Genomic DNA, 15,984 nt, shown 5'->3' with positions numbered 1-15,984 from the left:
TCCAAGCCTCAGAACAGCGGCAACCGGTCGTCCTGGATCAGGATCTCCAGCTTGTCAGCCACATCCTGCGTCCAGGCCCGGTGGCCTGTCAAAGCCGCCGGGAAGAGTCCCGGAAGGGTGAAGAGAGCCGCTGAGATCGCCAGGCCGGTGCGCGGGATATCGGCAATGAGAGCGGCGATTTCTGCAGCCCTGGGATCGCGCAGTTCGTAGCGCTCACCGTTGCCATGCTCGCCGATCGCATAGCGCATCCACGCTGCAACGGCGATCGCATAGGTCTCCGCCCTGTCGCCATGCGCCAGCGCCTCGCTTGCCGGCTCCAGCAGCCGCTGCGGCAGTTTCTGCGTGCCGTCCATGGCGATCTGATAGGTGCGATGTGCGATCGCCTTGTTTGCAAAGCGTGCTATCAATTCGCTGGCATAGGCATCGAGATCGATGCCCGGCACCGGATCGAGCGTACGCGCGGCCGCATGCATGTGGCGGTAGGCAAGTGCTGCCAGGGCTGCATCGTCCATCACGTCGCGAATGAATTCATAGCCGCCGATGTAACCGAGATAGGCGAGCAGCGAATGGGCGCCGTTCAGCATCCGCAGCTTCATTTTTTCGTAGGCCGAGACTTCCTCGACCATCAGCGCGCCGCGGACCTTTTCCCAGGCCGGCCGGCCATTGGCGAAATGATCTTCTATGACCCATTGCGTAAAAGGCTCTGTCTCGACCGCCGCCATGTCGGTGCGGCCGGTGAGCCGCTCGGCATCGGCATAGGTCGCTTCGGTGCTTGCCGGCGTGATGCGGTCGACCATCGTCGAAGGGAAGGGCACATTCGCTTCGATCCAGCGATGCAGGTCGGGATCGATACGGGAGGTGAATTCGAGCACGAGGCGTTTCAGAACGGCGCCGTTGCTCGGCAGGTTGTCGCAGCTGAGCGGCGTAAAGGGCGCGATCCCCTTCTGCCGGCGGCGCGCAAGGCCTTCGACGAGGTAACCGATAACGCCGCGCGGCGCATGCCGGCTGGCGAGATCGGCGACGATATCGGGGTGCTTCAGATCGAGGCCGCCGGTTGCCGGATCGAAACCATAGGCCTTTTCCGTCACCGTCATGCTGACGATGCGGATAGCGGGATCTTCGAGCCGCGCCAGCAGGCCGGCCGGATCGCGCGGCGCCACATGCGCCTTCAGGATCGAACCGATCACCTCAGCCGTCGTGCCCGAGCTGTCGCGGATCAGCGTCGTATAAAGCCCGTTCTGAGCGCTCAGGTGATCGGCGACATCGGCCGTTCGCAGGCTTGCCACCTCGATGCCCCAGTCTCCGCCCTCTGCGGCAAGTGCGGCATCGGTAAACGGCGCGAAATGCGCGCGGAAGAAGGCGCCCGGCCCAAGATGCAGGATGCCGCTTTTCAGCTGGTTGCGGTCATAGGCGGGAAGCTTCGCCGTCGAGGCGAGGCCTGAAAGGGTCTGCATTCGTTCGGTCACAGCTTGTAAGCCTTCTTTGCATTGCCATAGGAGAGCTCGCCTGCGACGATCTCGGCTTCCCGCTTGGAAAGCCGGTGCTCGGCGGCGAGCTGGGCAAGGAAGCGGCAGACTTCGCGGCGCCAGACGTCATGCCGGGCCGGGATCGAAAGCAGCGCGCGCGTATCGTCGTTGAAACCCGCCATATTGGCAAAGCCCGCCGTCTCGACGACTTGGTCGAGGTAACGGCGGATGCCGAGCGGGCTGTCGTGGAACCACCAGGGCGGGCCGATCATCAGGCAGGGCCAATGGCCAGCCATCGGCGCCAGCTCGCGTGCATAGGTCGTCTCGTCGAGCGTGAAGAGCAGCACGCGCAAACCCGGTGCGTGGCCATATTTTGATAGCAGCGCATTCAAGCCGCCGACCCAGTCCGTGCGTGTCGGGATATCGGCGCCCATATTGGGGCCGCGGGTCGAGAAAAGCCCACGGTCGGTATTGCGTCTGGAACCGGCATGGATCTGCATGACCATGCCGTCTTCGGCCGAAAGCCCGGCCATCTCGGTCATCATCTGGCCGCGGAAGAGCTCGGCTTCCTCAGGCGAAAGCGGACCCTTCAGCGCCTTGGCGAGCAGCGCTTGTTTTTCCGCAAGCGGCAGGTCTGATGTAAAGGCGGTGGGCACGCCGTGATCGGTCGCGGTGGCGCCGAACTGGCGGAAATAGGCGCGCCGGCGCCGATGCGCCTCGATCAGGCCGTCCCAGCGGGTGACCTCAGTGCCGGTGATCTCTCCGAACTTGATGAGATTGTCGCGGAAGCCGACGGCATCGGGATCGGTGACGCTGTCCGGCCTGTAGGTGGTGCGCACCTTGCCGATCCAGCCGTCGGCCGCCAATTTCTGGTGATGCGTCAGCGGATCGAGCGCCCCATCCGTCGTCGCGATCGTTTCGATGCCGAATCGCTGATGCAGCGCCCGCGGGCGGAATTCGGGAAGGGCAAGCTGGGAATTGATATGGTCGTAGAGCGCATCGGCATTATCAGCCGTCAGCGGCTCGGTGCAGCCGAGCACGGCCGAGATGGCGTGGTCGACCCAGAGGCTCGACGGTGTTCCCCGGAAAAGATGGTAATGTGCGGCAAAGGTCCGCCAGATCGCCCGTCCCTCAGCCACCGGCTTGCCGTCGAGCCGCGGCACGCCGAGCTCGTCCAAGGTGACGCCGACGCTGTGCAGCATGCGGAAGAGATAGTGATCGGGAATGACCAGCAGCGAGGCCGCGTCTTCGAAGGGCTTGTCGTCGGCGAACCAGGAAGGTTCGGTATGCCCGTGCGGACTGACGATCGGAAGATTGCGCACCGTCTCGTAGAGGTCTCGTGCGATGGTCCGTGTTGCCGGATCAGCCGGAAAAAGCCGGTCCGGATGAAGAAAGCCGTTTCCTGCATCCATCAGTATTCCTCCCTGATGATAAGGGCCTACCCCACAACATCAGGCGCGGCAAGGTCTTTTAGTAACCAAACGGTACAGTTTTGCGCATCGCCGCACCAGGCATGGAAAGCATTGACGCGGCCGCCTATTTCCGCTTTGCACAACCATCTGTTCTGCCGGTTTCGGCAAAGGAGGATCGATGTCCGACGAGACGAGCCGCATCACCCAACTGGAAGAAATGCTGGCCCACCAGGCAAAGACGATCGAAGAGCTTTCCGATCAGCTCGCCGAGCAATGGAAGACCGTCGAGCAGCTGCGCACCAAGCTCGACCGGCTGGCCGAACGCTTCCTGTCCCTGGAGGAGCAGTCGCTGGACGCGCCAGCGATCACCCGCCCGCCGCATTATTGACGACACGCGGCGCAATGCCGCGTGCCCTCTCATTAGGATGATGAATCAGACGCCGCCGATGCAGAGATATTTCATTTCCAGATAGTCGTCGGCGCCATGCCGCGAGCCTTCGCGGCCGAGGCCGGATTGCTTGATGCCGCCGAAGGGCGCCGTCTCGGATGACATCAGGCCGGTATTGATGCCGATCATGCCGTATTCCAGCGCTTCCGCCACCCGCCAGACCTTCTTCAGGTCGCCAGCAAAGAAATAGGCGGCAAGACCGAATTCCGTATCATTGGCTTGGGCAATGACATCTTCGACCGTCTCGAAGCGAAAGAGCGGCGCCACCGGCCCGAAGGTCTCCTCGCGCGCCACCTTCATGCCGCGCGCAACGCCGGTCAGCACCGTCGGTGTGAAGAAGGTGCCGGCGCCGTCGATGCGCTTGCCGCCGGTCAGCACCTTGGCGCCCTTGGCAAGCGCGTCGCTGACATGGTCTTCCACCTTGGCAAGGCCCTGTTCATCGATCAGCGGCCCGATCACGACACCCGGCTTGAAGCCGTCGCCGACCGACATCTCGGCGACCTTGGCGGCAAGCTTGGCGGCAAAGGCGTCATAGACGTTCGACTGGATGTAGAGGCGGTTGGCGCAGACGCAGGTCTGGCCGGCATTGCGGTATTTCGAGGCGATCGCGCCTTCGACGGCAGCGTCCAGATCGGCATCGTCGAAGACGATGAAGGGCGCGTTGCCGCCGAGCTCCAGGCTCACCTTCTTGATCTGGTCGGCGCATTGCCGCATCAGGATACGGCCGACCTCGGTCGAGCCGGTGAAGCTGATCTTGCGCACCTTTTCATTGCCGCAGAGCTCGCGGCCGATTGCCGGACCGTCGACCCCGACGATGACGTTGAAGACGCCGGACGGAATGCCTGCCTGCTCGGCGAGCACGGCAAGCGCGATCGCCGTCAGCGGCGTCTGTTCGGCGGGCTTCGAGACCACGGTGCAGCCGACGGCAAGCGCCGGGGCGATCTTGCGGGTGATCATCGCTGCCGGGAAATTCCACGGCGTGATCGTTCCGACGACGCCGACCGGCTGCCGGATGACGATCATCCGTTTATCGTCGGAAGGCGCGGGGATCGTCTCGCCATAGATGCGTTTGGCCTCTTCCGCATACCATTCGATATAGGCCGCGGCATAAAGGATCTCGCCGCGTGCTTCCGGGAACGGCTTGCCCATTTCGGCGGTCAGGATCGCGGCGAGTTCATCGGCATTGGCGACCATCAGGTCGAACCATTTGCGCAGGATCGCGCTTCGCTCCTTGGCCGGACGGGCCGCCCAACCCGGCTGGGCGGCATGGGCCGCATCGATCGCCGCCCGCGTCTCGGCCGCACCCATATCGGGCAGCGAGGCGAGCAACTCGCCGGTTGCCGGGTTGAGCACGTCGAAAGTCTTTGTGGCATCGCCTGATGTCCAGACGCCGCCGATATAGCCGGCATCGCGCAGCAAGGGCGAGGAGAAGGGAACGTGCTTGGTCAGTGCGCTGGTGAAAGCCATGTCATATCCTCCTTGGGAGTGCGGCTGCCGGTTGCCGGCAGCCATTGAAATCAGGTTCGGGTGCGATCACTTGGCCGCGCTTGCTTCGAGCATCGAAGCTTCGAGGATATCGAGGGCTTCGCCGAGGATCTCGTCCTGGATGGTGATCGGTGCAAGAAAGCGGATGACGTTTCCATGGACGCCGCAGGTGAGCAGGATCAGGCCCTTGTCGAGCGCGATCAGACGCACCTGGTTGGCGAATTCCGCGCTCGGCAGTCCCGTCGTCCGGTCGTTGAATTCGACGGCGTTCATGAAGCCCGGTCCGCGGATATCGACGATCTCGGGCACCGTCTCGCGCAATGATTCCAGCCGCTGCTTCAGCCGTCCGCCAAGCTGGTTGGCGCGGTTGCAGAGATCTTCGTCGACAATGACGTCGAGCACGGCATGGGCGGCCGCGATCCCGAGCGGATTGCCGCCATAGGTGCCGCCGAGCCCGCCCGGTCCCGGCGCATCCATGATTTCGGCGCGGCCGGTGACGGCGGCGAGCGGAAAGCCGCCGGCCAGGCTCTTTGCCATCGTCGTCAGATCGGGCGCCACCTCGTGATGATCCATCGCGAACATCCGGCCGGTGCGGGCAAAACCGGTCTGCACCTCGTCGGCGATCAGCAGGATGCCGTGCTGATCGCAGAGCTCGCGCAGCGCCTTCATGAATGCGGCAGGTGCGGAGTAGAAGCCACCTTCGCCCTGCACCAGCTCGATGATGATGGCTGCGACGCGCTGCGGATCGACATCGGCGGCGAAGAGCTTCTTCAGTGCCGCCAGCGACTGATCGGTGGTAACGCCGTGCAACTCGACGGGGAAGGGAATATGGAACACGTCGCCGGGCATCGCGCCGAAGCCGACCTTGTAAGGCACGACCTTGCCGGTCAGCGCCATGCCCATGAAGGTGCGGCCATGGAAGCCGCCGCCAAAGGCGATGATGGCCGAGCGGCCGGTTGCGGCGCGCGCGATCTTGACGGCGTTCTCGACCGCTTCGGCGCCCGTCGTGACGAAGATCGTCTTCTTCTCGAAATCGCCAGGCAGCAGCGCGTTCAACCGTTCGGCAAGGTGCACGTAGCTTTCATAGGGCACCACCTGATGGCAGGTATGGGTGAAGCGGTCGAGCTGATCCTTGACCGCTGCGATGACCCGGGGATGGCGGTGGCCGGTATTGAGAACGGCGATGCCGGCGGCGAAATCGATGTAACGGCGGCCCTCCTTGTCCCAGATCTCCGCATTCTCTGCGCGATCGGCATAGATCTGAGTGGTCATGCCGACGCCGCGTGAAATAGCGGCGTTCTTCCGGTCCGTAAGGCTTGTCGCGTTCATCGATGACTCCTGCGCTGAAAGGGGTTTGCAAGCTATCTTGCATAATTTCTGCAAGATCTGTATAAAACGTCTACATTTTTCCTGCAAGAAAACAAGAGGGCATTTTTTGCTTCAAACATCACGCTTTTTGATGGAGGTTCTGGGGCGATTGGAATCGGGGACAGTTTCGGATGAATGATAATGGGCCTGTACGCTACAAGGTGGCGGAAGCTGCGCGGTTGGCGGGTGTTTCGGCCTCGACGCTGCGCCTCTGGGAAAGCCAGGGCCTGGTGGTTCCCGGTCGTTCCGAAACCGGCCATCGGCAATACAGCGCCGACGATGTGGCGCGGCTGAAGCGCATCTCCTGGTATCGTGTCGAGCGCGGGCTCAATCCCGCGGCAATCCGCGAGGCGTTGGAGAGCGAGGAACCTTCCGCCAATGGCGCCGAGGCAAGCCAGGATACCGGCCTCGGCCGTAAGCTGCGCAGCCTGCGCCATGCGAGCGGCAAGACGCTCGATCAGGTGGCCGGCGACATCGGCGTCACCTCGTCGACGCTCTCGACACTGGAGCGCACCTCGCAGGGCGTCAGCTTCAAGACGCTGCACGATCTGGCAGAGTATTACGGCACCACCGTCTCGCGCCTCTCCGGTGAGGAAAGCGGGGAGGTGCCGGCGCTGGTGCGCGCCGGTGAATGTCGCGCCTGGCCGGAAACGACGCCGGGTGTCACCGTACAGCTCCTCGCCGAAGGCCGCCGGATGATGGATTGCCATCGTTTCGTGTTGGCGCCGGGTGCTGCCAGCGAGGGCGCCTATCGCCACGAGGGCGAGGAATTCATGCATGTTCTGTCCGGCCGGCTCGAACTGGTGCTCGACGGCGATCAGTTCTTCGATCTGGGCCCCGGCGATTCACTCTATTTCGAAAGCCGCCGCGATCATTCCTGGCGCAACCGCCACGATGGCGAAACCGTGCTTCTTTGGATCAACACGCCGCCGACATTCTGAACTGCAGCGCATCGGCCCGAAAATCGGAATCGATTTCCGGAAAGCGCGATGCGGAGATTAAAAAAGGTAGAGCGTTCTTGTGCATCCAGAGGACACATGCGCTCTACCGCAGCAAAGCGGTTTCCCACTCTGCGCCTTTGCGCTATAGCCCAAAGAGATGCATTCGTACGAAAGACAGTCTCATGGCGGCCACCATACGTTACCACGAAGGCGATATTTCCGCGGCCGATGCCGCTCGCTACACCGGCGCGATTGCGATCGACACCGAAACGCTTGGCCTGGTGCCGCGCCGTGACCGGCTCTGCGTCGTCCAGCTTTCGCCGGGTAACGGCACCGCCGATATCATCCGTATCGCCGCCGGTCAGAAAGAGGCGCCCAATCTCGTCGCCCTGCTTGAAGACCCCACCCATCAGAAGATCTTTCACTACGGCCGCTTCGATATTGCCGTGCTCTTCCACACCTTCGGCGTCACGACGACCCCGGTCTTCTGCACCAAGATCGCCTCGCGCCTGATCCGGACCTATACGGATCGCCACGGCCTCAAGGACAATCTCAAGGAGATGCTCGACGTCGATGTCTCCAAGGCGCAGCAATCCTCCGATTGGGCGGCAGAGACGCTGTCCCCGGCCCAGCTCGAATATGCCGCCTCCGATGTGCTTTATCTGCATGCGTTGCGCGACAAGCTGACGGAGCGGCTGATCCGCGACGGCCGTTACGATCATGCGACGGCCTGCTTCGAATTCCTGCCGACCCGCGCCAAGCTCGATCTGCTCGGCTGGGAAGAGGCGGATATCTTCGCCCATAGCTGAGCGAATTGCTTTCATTCTGCGTTTGCCAATAGCCGTACGGCAGGCTTGCCGGCGGCCGTTAGCGATTCATTAACGCCTGTTCATTAATATTCCTGTTAATTTTTATGCATTTCGATGACGCCGGAACTGCGTCATGCGGACAGGAGGATCTGCTGGGATGCAAGGGGACCGGATGAGCGCGGTCCTTTTCTAGAGCCTGCTTTCATCGTCACTTTACGAAAGGAGCATGCCATGTTGACTCCCGTTCGTGCAGCGTCCAATGCAAGCTTTTCGTCCCAGGGTCAGACAGCGGCGATCGTCGCCAGCGGTCTCGGCCACTCGGTGATTGCCCCCGCGCCTGTCAACGCCGTCGAAGCCGCAGACCTCAATTCCGCCATTGCCGGCAAGCTCAATATTCTGCTCCTTGCGGCGCGCGAGCGCATGGTCGAAGCCCTTCTCGATGTCATCGATGCGGCAGGCCGCTCGATTTCGCTCGATCGTGGAGATGATGAGAGCAATCTTGCCTTCGCCTCCCGGCTTGCCGATGCCATCCGGCGGCTGCCGGCCGCGAGAATCGACGAGGTCGAGCGCCAGCTGACCGCGCAAGGCCACGGTCTGCCGCTGCGGACCATTGCCGAAGCTCTGAAAAACCCGACAGGCCCGGAAGCCGCCCGCATCGTCGCCTATCTGGAAATCGTTCGCTACAAGGATCGCGATCTCGCCGCCCGCGCCGTTATGCGCTCCTATCGCCAGAACGACGCTTCGCCGATGCGCGCCGAAGCCCGCCCCGAAATCCAGCTGCATGAGGACAACAGGCCGGCTGCCGCGACGCGCCAGCTGGCGGAAAAGGTGCCGGTATTGGTCGCTCCGCTGACCGAGGCTGCAGCGCTCGTGACTGCCGAAGAGCCGCTTATCGCCGAAACTGTCGAGGCTGCCGATCCGGAAACGCCACAGCCTGAAGAAGCCCCGGCCCAGCCTGCCCCGGTGGCGGCAGCGGAAGTCGCCGCGGAAGAATCCCTGCCGCAGGAGATCGAAGCCCAGCAATTATTGTCAACGGATCTGGACAAAATCGAGGATACGCAGGAAGCGGTGGAGCAATCGGCCGTTCAGCCCCGCATAGTGTCCGACAAGGCCGATCCCGTCATTCCCAGGAACTGGGCAGGGATCGTCGCCTCCATGACCGAAGAAGCCTCGGAGATGATCGCCACCCTCATCCGCGAGCAGGACATCGAAACCGTGCTGGAGGATGTTCCCGTCGAGGCGGCGGTGGAAATCGATACGATCCTCGATGACGCCGTCATCAGCGAGGCGACCGGGAGCTTGACCAAGCAGCCGGTGGAACTTGCCGCGCCGGACGTCCGCCAGACCGCAGCGCTCCGCCCGTCGCAGCCGGATATCCCGCCCTTGGTTGTCGAGACCCGCCAGCCGAGGGAAGTCTCCGCCCAAGCGGAAATGATACCGGTCCCGGAGACGATCGAATCCCCCTATGTGCCGCTGGCGGCAAGAATGCCGGAGGGACTTGCCTACACCCAGCTGCCCTATCAGTTCGCCAAGGATATCCTGTCGAACGAAAAGGCAGGCGAAACCCACCACCAGCACCAGCACCATCGCGACGGCGCCCCACAGGATCAGAATCAGGACGAGCAGCAGGCGCAGTCCGGCGGCGAGGATGCCGAGCCCGACGGCGAAGAGACCGACGCAGCACCCGCGCGGAGGACCCCGAGGATGATCGATACCGAACCGGTGGCTCATCAGCCGGCAGGCGCGGCCGCCGATCCGGTCTATGCTCTCTATCAGCGCATGGTCGGCTGGGAATAAAGCAATTCCAGGAAAAGTGTGAAGCGGTTTTCCGTCCGGAATTGCGGAGAAACAAAAGGATAGAGCGGTTCTGCGCTCCATGAAAAGCAGAACTGCTCTTTTTTAAAGCCTGAAAATGAAGAACCCGCCGGATCGCTCCGGCGGGTTCTTCAATTCAAAGGCGGATGCGAGGCTTATTCGCCGCCGCGGTTCTTCAGGGCTGCACCGAGAATGTCGCCGAGCGAAGCGCCGCTGTCGGACGAACCGAACTGGGCAACGGCTTCCTTCTCTTCCGCAATCTCCAGAGCCTTGATGGACAGCATGATCTTGCGGTCCTTCTTGGAGAAGTTGGTGACGCGGGCGTCGAACACCTGGCCGACCGAGAAGCGCTCGGGGCGCTGCTCGTCGCGGTCGCGGGCGAGGTCGGCACGGCGGATGAAGGAAGTGATGTCCTCGTGGTTGACGAGCTTCACTTCGACGCCGCCGTCGTTGACCGCGATGACTTCGCAGGAAACGACTGCATTCTTGCGCAGGTCGCCAGAAGCAGCGGCGTCGCCGATTGCATCCTTGCCGAGCTGCTTGATGCCGAGCGAGATGCGCTCCTTCTCGACATCGACGTCGAGAACGACGGCCTTGACGACGTCACCCTTGTTGAACTCCTCGATGACCTGTTCGCCCGGACGGTTCCAGTCGAGGTCGGAGAGGTGCACCATGCCGTCGACATCGCCGTCGAGGCCGATGAACAGGCCGAATTCGGTCTTGTTCTTGACTTCGCCTTCGACTTCAGTGCCGGCCGGATGGCTGCGGGCGAATGCTGCCCACGGGTTTTCCAGCGTCTGCTTGAGGCCGAGCGAAATACGGCGCTTGGACGGGTCGACTTCGAGAACGACGACTTCGACTTCCTGGCTCGTGGACAGGATCTTGCCGGGGTGAACGTTCTTCTTGGTCCAGGACATTTCCGAGATGTGGATCAGGCCTTCGATGCCCGGCTCCAGCTCGACGAATGCACCGTAGTCGGTAATATTGGTGACGGTACCGGAAATCTTCTTGCCTTCCGGATACTTGGCCTGGATGCCATCCCACGGATCGGACTCGAGCTGCTTCATGCCGAGCGAGATACGATGGGTTTCCTGGTTGATGCGGATGATCTGAACCTTGACCTGCTGGCCGATGTTCAGGATTTCCGACGGATGGTTCACACGGCGCCATGCCATGTCGGTGACGTGCAGCAGGCCGTCGATGCCGCCGAGGTCAACGAACGCACCGTAATCGGTGATGTTCTTGACGACGCCGTCAACAACCTGGCCTTCTTCGAGGTTCTGAACGATTTCAGAACGCTGCTCGGCGCGGGATTCTTCCAGAACCGTACGGCGCGAAACCACGATGTTGCCGCGGCGCTTGTCCATCTTGAGGATTTCGAAGGGCTGCGGGTTGTGCATCAGCGGGGTCACGTCGCGGATCGGACGAATGTCGACCTGAGAACGCGGCAGGAAGGCGATCGCACCGTCGAGGTCGACCGTGAAGCCGCCCTTGACCTGGTTGAAGATCACGCCTTCGACGCGCTCGCCAGCTTCGAACTTGGCTTCGAGCTTGACCCAGCTCTCTTCGCGGCGAGCCTTCTCGCGCGACAGAACGGCTTCGCCAAGCGCGTTTTCGATGCGCTCGACATAAACTTCGACTTCGTCGCCGACCTTCAACAGGCCGTCCTTGGCGCGCGCGCCGAATTCCTTGAGCGCGATGCGGCCTTCAACCTTCAGACCGACGTCGACAACGGCGACGTCCTTCTCGATGCCCGTGACGATGCCCTTGGTGACATAGCCTTCAGCCAGGTCGTTCTTGGCAAAGGACTCTTCGAGAAGAGCCGCGAAATCCTCGCGGGAGGGGGTAGCTACTGACATAAAATCTCCTGCGTGTCCTGAAACGGAAGCGGACACGTATGCGCCGGTTGGTTTGCGTTGAACGGGCCTGAACCCAGTCCGCCCTCTCTTACGAAGGCAATCCGGCGCTTGGACGGAATTTCAGGCTTGCTGTATTAGAAGCGATCCATGCTCAGAGCACGCAAAATCGCTTGAATTTAGGCATTTCGGCTCAAGACCGCATCGATGATCGATTGAGCAGCTTGAAACGCGGCCTCTATACTCATTTCCGACGTATCAAGCAAGTGCGCATCATCAGCTGGTTTCAAAGGGCTGTCGGCCCGTCCCATGTCGCGTTCGTCGCGCCGCTTGACGTCCTCGACGATCGCATCGAAATCCGCCGTCAGGCCTTTGCCGAGGATCTCGTCATAACGGCGTCTTGCGCGGACTTCCGGCGACGCCGTTACATAGAGCTTCACCGGTGCATCCGGGCAGACGACCGTACCGATATCGCGCCCATCGAGCACCGTTCCCGGCGCTTTCGTCGAAAACCGTCGCTGCGCCTCGACCAGCGCCCGGCGCACCGCCGGCATGACGGCAATCTTCGAGGCGGCTTCGCCGATCTCATGTTTGGAAAGTATATCGCGATCCAATCCGGCGAGTTCAACCTCTCTCGCGATCTTTTCCGCCACCGCCTCGTCGTCGAGCGGCAGGCCGGCATCGAGCAGCGCCTTGGCCGTGGCGCGATAGGTCAGGCCGGTATCCAGATGATGGAAGCCGTATTGGTCGGCGATGCGGCGTGAAAGCGTGCCCTTGCCGGCCGCCGCCGGGCCATCGATGGCGATGGTGAAGGTCTCGTTTGTCATACGATCAATCCTGCGGCAGCGCGCCGAAACGGCGAATGTCTTCGCGGACATGCGGCAGCTGGCACATCATTCCGCCACCAGCTCGATCTTCGCTCCAAGGCCGGTCATCAGCTGCATGAATTCGGGAAAGCTGGTCGCGATCATCGCCGCGTCGTCGATCGTCACAGCATGCTCCGAGGCAAGCCCCATGACAAGGAAGCTCATGGCGATGCGATGGTCGAGATGTGTGCTGACCTTGTCGCCGGCAGCGTTGCCGAGGCCCTTGCCGTCTGGCCGGCCGCGCACGACGAGAAAATCCTCGCCTTCGTCGCAGTCGATGCCATTGAGTTTCAGGCCATCGGCGACGGCGGAAAGGCGGTCGGACTCCTTGACGCGCAGTTCCTCCAGCCCCTTCATGATAGTCGCGCCCTCGGCGAAACAGGCGGCGACGGCGAGGATAGGATATTCGTCGATCATTGACGGCGCACGCTCTTCGGGAACGGTGACGCCCTTGAGCTCGGAATGGCGCACACGCAGATCCGCCACGTCCTCGCCGCCGGCAAGACGCGTGTTCAGCACCTCGATATTGGCCCCCATCTCCTGCAGCGTCAGGATCAGCCCGGTGCGGGTCGGGTTCATCAGCACGTTGACGATGGTGATGTCGGAGCCGGGGACAAGCAGCGCCGCAACCAGCGGGAAAGCGGTGGAGGAGGGATCGCCCGGAATGTCGATCACCTGGCCTTTGAGCTTACCGCGGCCTTCGAGCCGGATCGTGCGGACGCCATCCCCGTCCGTCTCGACGGAAAGGGCGGCGCCAAAACCCTGCAGCATCTTTTCGGTATGGTCGCGCGTCATCACGGGCTCGATGACCGTGGTGACACCCGGCGTATTGAGGCCGGCAAGCAGCACGGCCGATTTCACCTGGGCGGATGCCATCGGCACGCGATAACGGATCGGGCTCGGCGTTCCCGGGCCTCTGAGCGTCACCGGCAGCCTGTCGCCCTCGGAGGCGCTAACCTGCACGCCCATTTCGCGCAGCGGATTGAGCACCCGGCCCATCGGCCGTTTCGAAAGCGAGGCGTCGCCGATGAAGGTGGAGCGAAAATCGTAGGTGCCGACAAGACCCATGGTCAGCCGCACGCCGGTGCCGGCATTGCCGAAGTCGAGCGGCGCGTCGGGCGCAAGCAGCGCGCCGTTGCCGGTGCCGTCGATCACCCATTGCGCGCCATCCTTGCGAATTCGGGCGCCCATCGCCTGCATCGCCCGGCCGGTATTGATCACGTCCTCGCCTTCGAGCAGGCCGGTGATCCGCGTTTCGCCAGAGGCGAGCCCGCCGAACATGAAGGAACGATGCGAGATCGACTTGTCGCCCGGAATACGGACGCTGCCCGCAAGACCGGCGGATTTGCGGGCGGTGGCGGGTCTGGGCGCAGAGCCGTGCAGCATGCGTAATCCTTTGCAAACGCAGTCTATTTTTGCCGCAAGACAGGCTTGGCCGGTCGCAATTCCCGTCCGCTTCCGCAGCTGTTGCGGCTCGTTAACATAAACGCGCCGGGCGGTCATCCTTCGGCTTGCCAAAAACCCGGCGCCCGGATCGCAAAGTTTGGCTTTGACATGGGAAGCCACAGCGATTAAGGGGACCGGCTTATAAATTCCGATGGAACGCCGGCTTGAACGGCATCTGCCGAATCTCATATTCGGCTATTCACACGAGGCTTATAGTGGCGAAAGCGGAACTTGGAACCAAGCGTACCGATCCGGAAACCGGCAAGAAGTTTTATGATCTGAACCGGGATCCGATCGTCTCTCCTTATACCGGCAAGTCCTACCCTCTGTCCTTCTTCGAAGAAACCTCGGCGATCGCCGAAGTTGCCGAGGAAGAGGAGGTCGCGGAAGTCGATACTGAAAACACCGAAGTCGAACTGGTTTCGCTGGAAGATGCCGATGACGCCGCCAGCGGTGACGACATCCCCGATATCGGCGATGACGATGTCGAAATCGAAGGCGACGACGACGACGATACCTTCCTTACACCCGACGAAGATGACGATGATGACGACATGAGCGATATCATCGGCGTGACCGGCGACGACGACGAAGTCTGAGACCGCATTTCGGCCCGGCGAGGAAAAAATTCTCCGGGCCAGATTTTTTAGGCTTGCTATCTCCGGAATCCGGAAGTAATAAGCCGCCACTCCGAAGGGTACGCCTTGAGGAGCATCCCAGGACCGGCCATGAGCCGGACCACCTTGATGGGGCTATAGCTCAGCTGGGAGAGCGCTTGCATGGCATGCAAGAGGTCAGCGGTTCGATCCCGCTTAGCTCCACCAGCCTACGCTCTTCGAGCTTCGGCTCGGCAAGCCTGCAGGCTTGACGGTACGAGGGCGAGAAGGAAGCGGAGGCTGCCGCGCCGAAGTTGCGAAGCAACGTAGGCGGGCTATGATCCTTCATGAAGTACGTCTACATTCTCCATAGCACTGAATTTCCGGATCGCTATTATGTTGGCGTGACGAGTGACCTGAAGTCGCGCTTGGCAAAACACAACGCCGGCGAGGTTTCTCCCTCGAAATATCTTCCTTGGTCTCTCAAGACCTATCTCGCTTTCTCCGATGAAGCGCAGGCCTTCGCTTTCGAGAAATATCTTAAGTCGGCTTCAGGCAGAGCATTCGCAAAGAAAAGACTGTAGCCGTCTCGCGTCAAATCGAGCAGGCCGCTTGCGCGCCCCCACATGGCGACGATGGCCGCAGTTCAATCGCGCTTCATCATCGACGGTGCCCTCGCTAGGCTTTTTGCCGTGTCCGTTCCGGGCCGATTTGTCCACAGGCGCCTCAGCCTCTCCGGTCGAACGGAACAAACCGCCCGTCTTCGTAGACCCGCAGATAATCCGAGTGAACGGGCTTAGCGAGCTGCCGCGCTGTGCGTATTGGCCCGCCGGCGACCGGTTCCACGTCTATCGCCACGCGCAGATTGCCGGGGATGCCGAGGGATTCCAGCTGGTCCAGCCTTGCTATCGTATCGTCGCCGGACTCATAAAGTTCACCGACGACATGATGGCCGTTGCCCGGTTCGTTGAACATCATCGGGGCGAACCAGGGACCGGCAATAAGCATCGCATAACATTCCAGAGTCCTGAAAATTCCGAGAAACCTTGCGCGGGAAAGTCCCTGCTCATGCAGAGCGAAACCTCTCTTCAGCGTTCCAAAAACGAATACGTCCTGTGGCATCAGCCTCAGCCCTACGCGTTATCGGCGCGGTGTTTCGATTCGGCCGAGGACGACGGGGCCGTCAATCGCGCTTCATCGCCGGTGGTGCCGTCGCCAGGCTTTTTGCTGCGTCTGTTTCGGGCAATCCTTCCACCCTTTCATTGTCCGCCTGGCTGCGTCGCGCTGTCGGCGATTCCTTGGGGCGACCGCCGGCTTGCGCTTTGCCGCGCTTGCCGGCAGCGTCACCCGGGTCTTCACCTTCTGGCGGGATGGGCTCGAGCTCCATCTCCGGTGGGCGCAGCTTATGTCGGTCTTCGATAGGATCGTTGGATTCCTTCTGCATGATCGGACCTTTCCTCAATGCCGGCGATAATC

General features: G+C 61.9%; 15 protein-coding genes and 1 tRNA gene. 7 read left to right on the top strand and 9 right to left on the bottom strand.

Annotation, left to right across the window (positions count from 1 at the left end; genetic code table 11):
• Positions 1–8: 8 nt before the first annotated feature.
• Positions 9–1,466 (bottom strand): mannitol dehydrogenase family protein, encoded by a 1,458-nt coding sequence (locus RWK44_RS15255; RefSeq protein WP_316029032.1) that lies wholly within the window; start codon positions 1,464–1,466, stop codon positions 9–11.
• A complete protein-coding gene (gene uxaC, locus RWK44_RS15250; RefSeq protein ID WP_316029031.1) occupies positions 1,463–2,878 on the bottom strand; it encodes a glucuronate isomerase in 1,416 nt (471 codons plus the stop codon). The genes RWK44_RS15255 and uxaC overlap by 4 nt, the downstream gene beginning before the upstream one ends.
• Before the next feature lie 178 nt (positions 2,879–3,056).
• Here uxaC and RWK44_RS15245 point away from each other — a divergent pair, with 178 nt between their 5' ends.
• Positions 3,057–3,266 carry a SlyX family protein gene (locus RWK44_RS15245; RefSeq protein ID WP_168323488.1) on the top strand — a complete coding sequence of 70 codons (210 nt, stop codon included), beginning with the start codon at positions 3,057–3,059 and terminating at the stop codon, positions 3,264–3,266.
• A gap of 45 nt (positions 3,267–3,311) precedes the next feature.
• Here RWK44_RS15245 and RWK44_RS15240 read toward each other — a convergent pair whose 3' ends face one another.
• Entirely contained in the window at positions 3,312–4,793 is a 1,482-nt protein-coding gene (locus RWK44_RS15240; protein WP_316029030.1) for an NAD-dependent succinate-semialdehyde dehydrogenase, read from the bottom strand.
• Positions 4,794–4,859: 66 nt separating this feature from the next.
• Positions 4,860–6,140, bottom strand: coding sequence for a 4-aminobutyrate--2-oxoglutarate transaminase (locus tag RWK44_RS15235; protein ID WP_316029029.1), 1,281 nt, complete (start codon positions 6,138–6,140; stop codon positions 4,860–4,862).
• Positions 6,141–6,310: 170 nt separating this feature from the next.
• Between RWK44_RS15235 and RWK44_RS15230 the strand changes: the two genes are divergently transcribed.
• The 3 genes from RWK44_RS15230 (at position 6,311) to RWK44_RS15220 (ending at position 9,726) form a co-directional block, all read left to right on the top strand.
• Positions 6,311–7,120 (top strand): MerR family transcriptional regulator, encoded by an 810-nt coding sequence (locus tag RWK44_RS15230; RefSeq protein ID WP_131665418.1) that lies wholly within the window; start codon positions 6,311–6,313, stop codon positions 7,118–7,120.
• Between the two features lie 182 nt (positions 7,121–7,302).
• Positions 7,303–7,929, top strand: coding sequence for a ribonuclease D (locus tag RWK44_RS15225; RefSeq protein ID WP_020052310.1), 627 nt, complete (start codon positions 7,303–7,305; stop codon positions 7,927–7,929).
• A 231-nt stretch (positions 7,930–8,160) separates the two neighbouring features.
• The gene (locus tag RWK44_RS15220) at positions 8,161–9,726 is read left to right on the top strand and encodes a hypothetical protein (protein ID WP_316029028.1); all 1,566 of its coding nucleotides are present in this window, start codon (positions 8,161–8,163) and stop codon (positions 9,724–9,726) included.
• Between the two features lie 173 nt (positions 9,727–9,899).
• Here the strand turns inward: RWK44_RS15220 and rpsA are convergent, their stop codons facing one another.
• The 3 genes from rpsA to aroA all read right to left on the bottom strand — a co-directional run bounded on the left by rpsA (position 9,900) and on the right by aroA (position 13,852).
• Positions 9,900–11,603 carry a 30S ribosomal protein S1 gene (gene rpsA / locus RWK44_RS15215; RefSeq protein WP_316029027.1) on the bottom strand — a complete coding sequence of 568 codons (1,704 nt, stop codon included), beginning with the start codon at positions 11,601–11,603 and terminating at the stop codon, positions 9,900–9,902.
• Positions 11,604–11,779: 176 nt separating this feature from the next.
• Complete coding sequence (gene cmk / locus RWK44_RS15210) at positions 11,780–12,427, bottom strand: (d)CMP kinase (RefSeq protein WP_168283253.1); 648 nt, start codon at positions 12,425–12,427, stop codon at positions 11,780–11,782.
• A gap of 66 nt (positions 12,428–12,493) precedes the next feature.
• Entirely contained in the window at positions 12,494–13,852 is a 1,359-nt protein-coding gene (gene aroA, locus RWK44_RS15205) for a 3-phosphoshikimate 1-carboxyvinyltransferase (protein WP_316029026.1), read from the bottom strand.
• A gap of 275 nt (positions 13,853–14,127) precedes the next feature.
• On the opposite strand from aroA, the gene RWK44_RS15200 reads away from it, so the two are divergent.
• From RWK44_RS15200 to RWK44_RS15190, 3 genes are all read left to right on the top strand, one after another.
• Positions 14,128–14,511, top strand: coding sequence for a TIGR02300 family protein (locus tag RWK44_RS15200; RefSeq protein ID WP_012759632.1), 384 nt, complete (start codon positions 14,128–14,130; stop codon positions 14,509–14,511).
• A gap of 149 nt (positions 14,512–14,660) precedes the next feature.
• Positions 14,661–14,736 (top strand) — tRNA-Ala (locus RWK44_RS15195).
• A 119-nt stretch (positions 14,737–14,855) separates the two neighbouring features.
• Positions 14,856–15,092: a GIY-YIG nuclease family protein gene (locus RWK44_RS15190; RefSeq protein WP_316029025.1), complete on the top strand. Its 237-nt coding sequence runs from the start codon at positions 14,856–14,858 to the stop codon at positions 15,090–15,092.
• A 142-nt stretch (positions 15,093–15,234) separates the two neighbouring features.
• Here RWK44_RS15190 and RWK44_RS15185 read toward each other — a convergent pair whose 3' ends face one another.
• Complete coding sequence (locus tag RWK44_RS15185) at positions 15,235–15,630, bottom strand: gamma-glutamylcyclotransferase family protein (protein ID WP_316029024.1); 396 nt, start codon at positions 15,628–15,630, stop codon at positions 15,235–15,237.
• A 61-nt stretch (positions 15,631–15,691) separates the two neighbouring features.
• Complete coding sequence (locus RWK44_RS15180) at positions 15,692–15,952, bottom strand: hypothetical protein (RefSeq protein ID WP_168283249.1); 261 nt, start codon at positions 15,950–15,952, stop codon at positions 15,692–15,694.
• Positions 15,953–15,984 lie beyond the last annotated feature (32 nt).

The organism is Rhizobium sp. 25PS6, assembly GCF_032464655.1.
Lineage (GTDB): Bacteria > Pseudomonadota > Alphaproteobacteria > Rhizobiales > Rhizobiaceae > Rhizobium > Rhizobium laguerreae.
Note: the sequence above shows the minus strand (reverse complement) of the source record. Positions and strands in the feature narration are given on the sequence as shown.

Excerpts from the sequence above, each read along its gene's own strand:
- RWK44_RS15230 (WP_131665418.1), top strand. The coding sequence starts at position 6,311 with ATGAATGATAATGGGCCTGTACGCTACAAGGTGGCGGAAGCTGCGCGG.
- rpsA (WP_316029027.1), bottom strand. The coding sequence starts at position 11,603 with ATGTCAGTAGCTACCCCCTCCCGCGAGGATTTCGCGGCTCTTCTCGAA.
- RWK44_RS15235 (WP_316029029.1), bottom strand. The coding sequence starts at position 6,140 with ATGAACGCGACAAGCCTTACGGACCGGAAGAACGCCGCTATTTCACGC.
- uxaC (WP_316029031.1), bottom strand. The coding sequence starts at position 2,878 with ATGGATGCAGGAAACGGCTTTCTTCATCCGGACCGGCTTTTTCCGGCT.
- RWK44_RS15190 (WP_316029025.1), top strand. The coding sequence starts at position 14,856 with ATGAAGTACGTCTACATTCTCCATAGCACTGAATTTCCGGATCGCTAT.
- RWK44_RS15185 (WP_316029024.1), bottom strand. The coding sequence starts at position 15,630 with ATGCCACAGGACGTATTCGTTTTTGGAACGCTGAAGAGAGGTTTCGCT.
- cmk (WP_168283253.1), bottom strand. The coding sequence starts at position 12,427 with ATGACAAACGAGACCTTCACCATCGCCATCGATGGCCCGGCGGCGGCC.
- RWK44_RS15180 (WP_168283249.1), bottom strand. The coding sequence starts at position 15,952 with ATGCAGAAGGAATCCAACGATCCTATCGAAGACCGACATAAGCTGCGC.
- RWK44_RS15240 (WP_316029030.1), bottom strand. The coding sequence starts at position 4,793 with ATGGCTTTCACCAGCGCACTGACCAAGCACGTTCCCTTCTCCTCGCCC.
- RWK44_RS15245 (WP_168323488.1), top strand. The coding sequence starts at position 3,057 with ATGTCCGACGAGACGAGCCGCATCACCCAACTGGAAGAAATGCTGGCC.
- RWK44_RS15220 (WP_316029028.1), top strand. The coding sequence starts at position 8,161 with ATGTTGACTCCCGTTCGTGCAGCGTCCAATGCAAGCTTTTCGTCCCAG.
- aroA (WP_316029026.1), bottom strand. The coding sequence starts at position 13,852 with ATGCTGCACGGCTCTGCGCCCAGACCCGCCACCGCCCGCAAATCCGCC.
- RWK44_RS15225 (WP_020052310.1), top strand. The coding sequence starts at position 7,303 with ATGGCGGCCACCATACGTTACCACGAAGGCGATATTTCCGCGGCCGAT.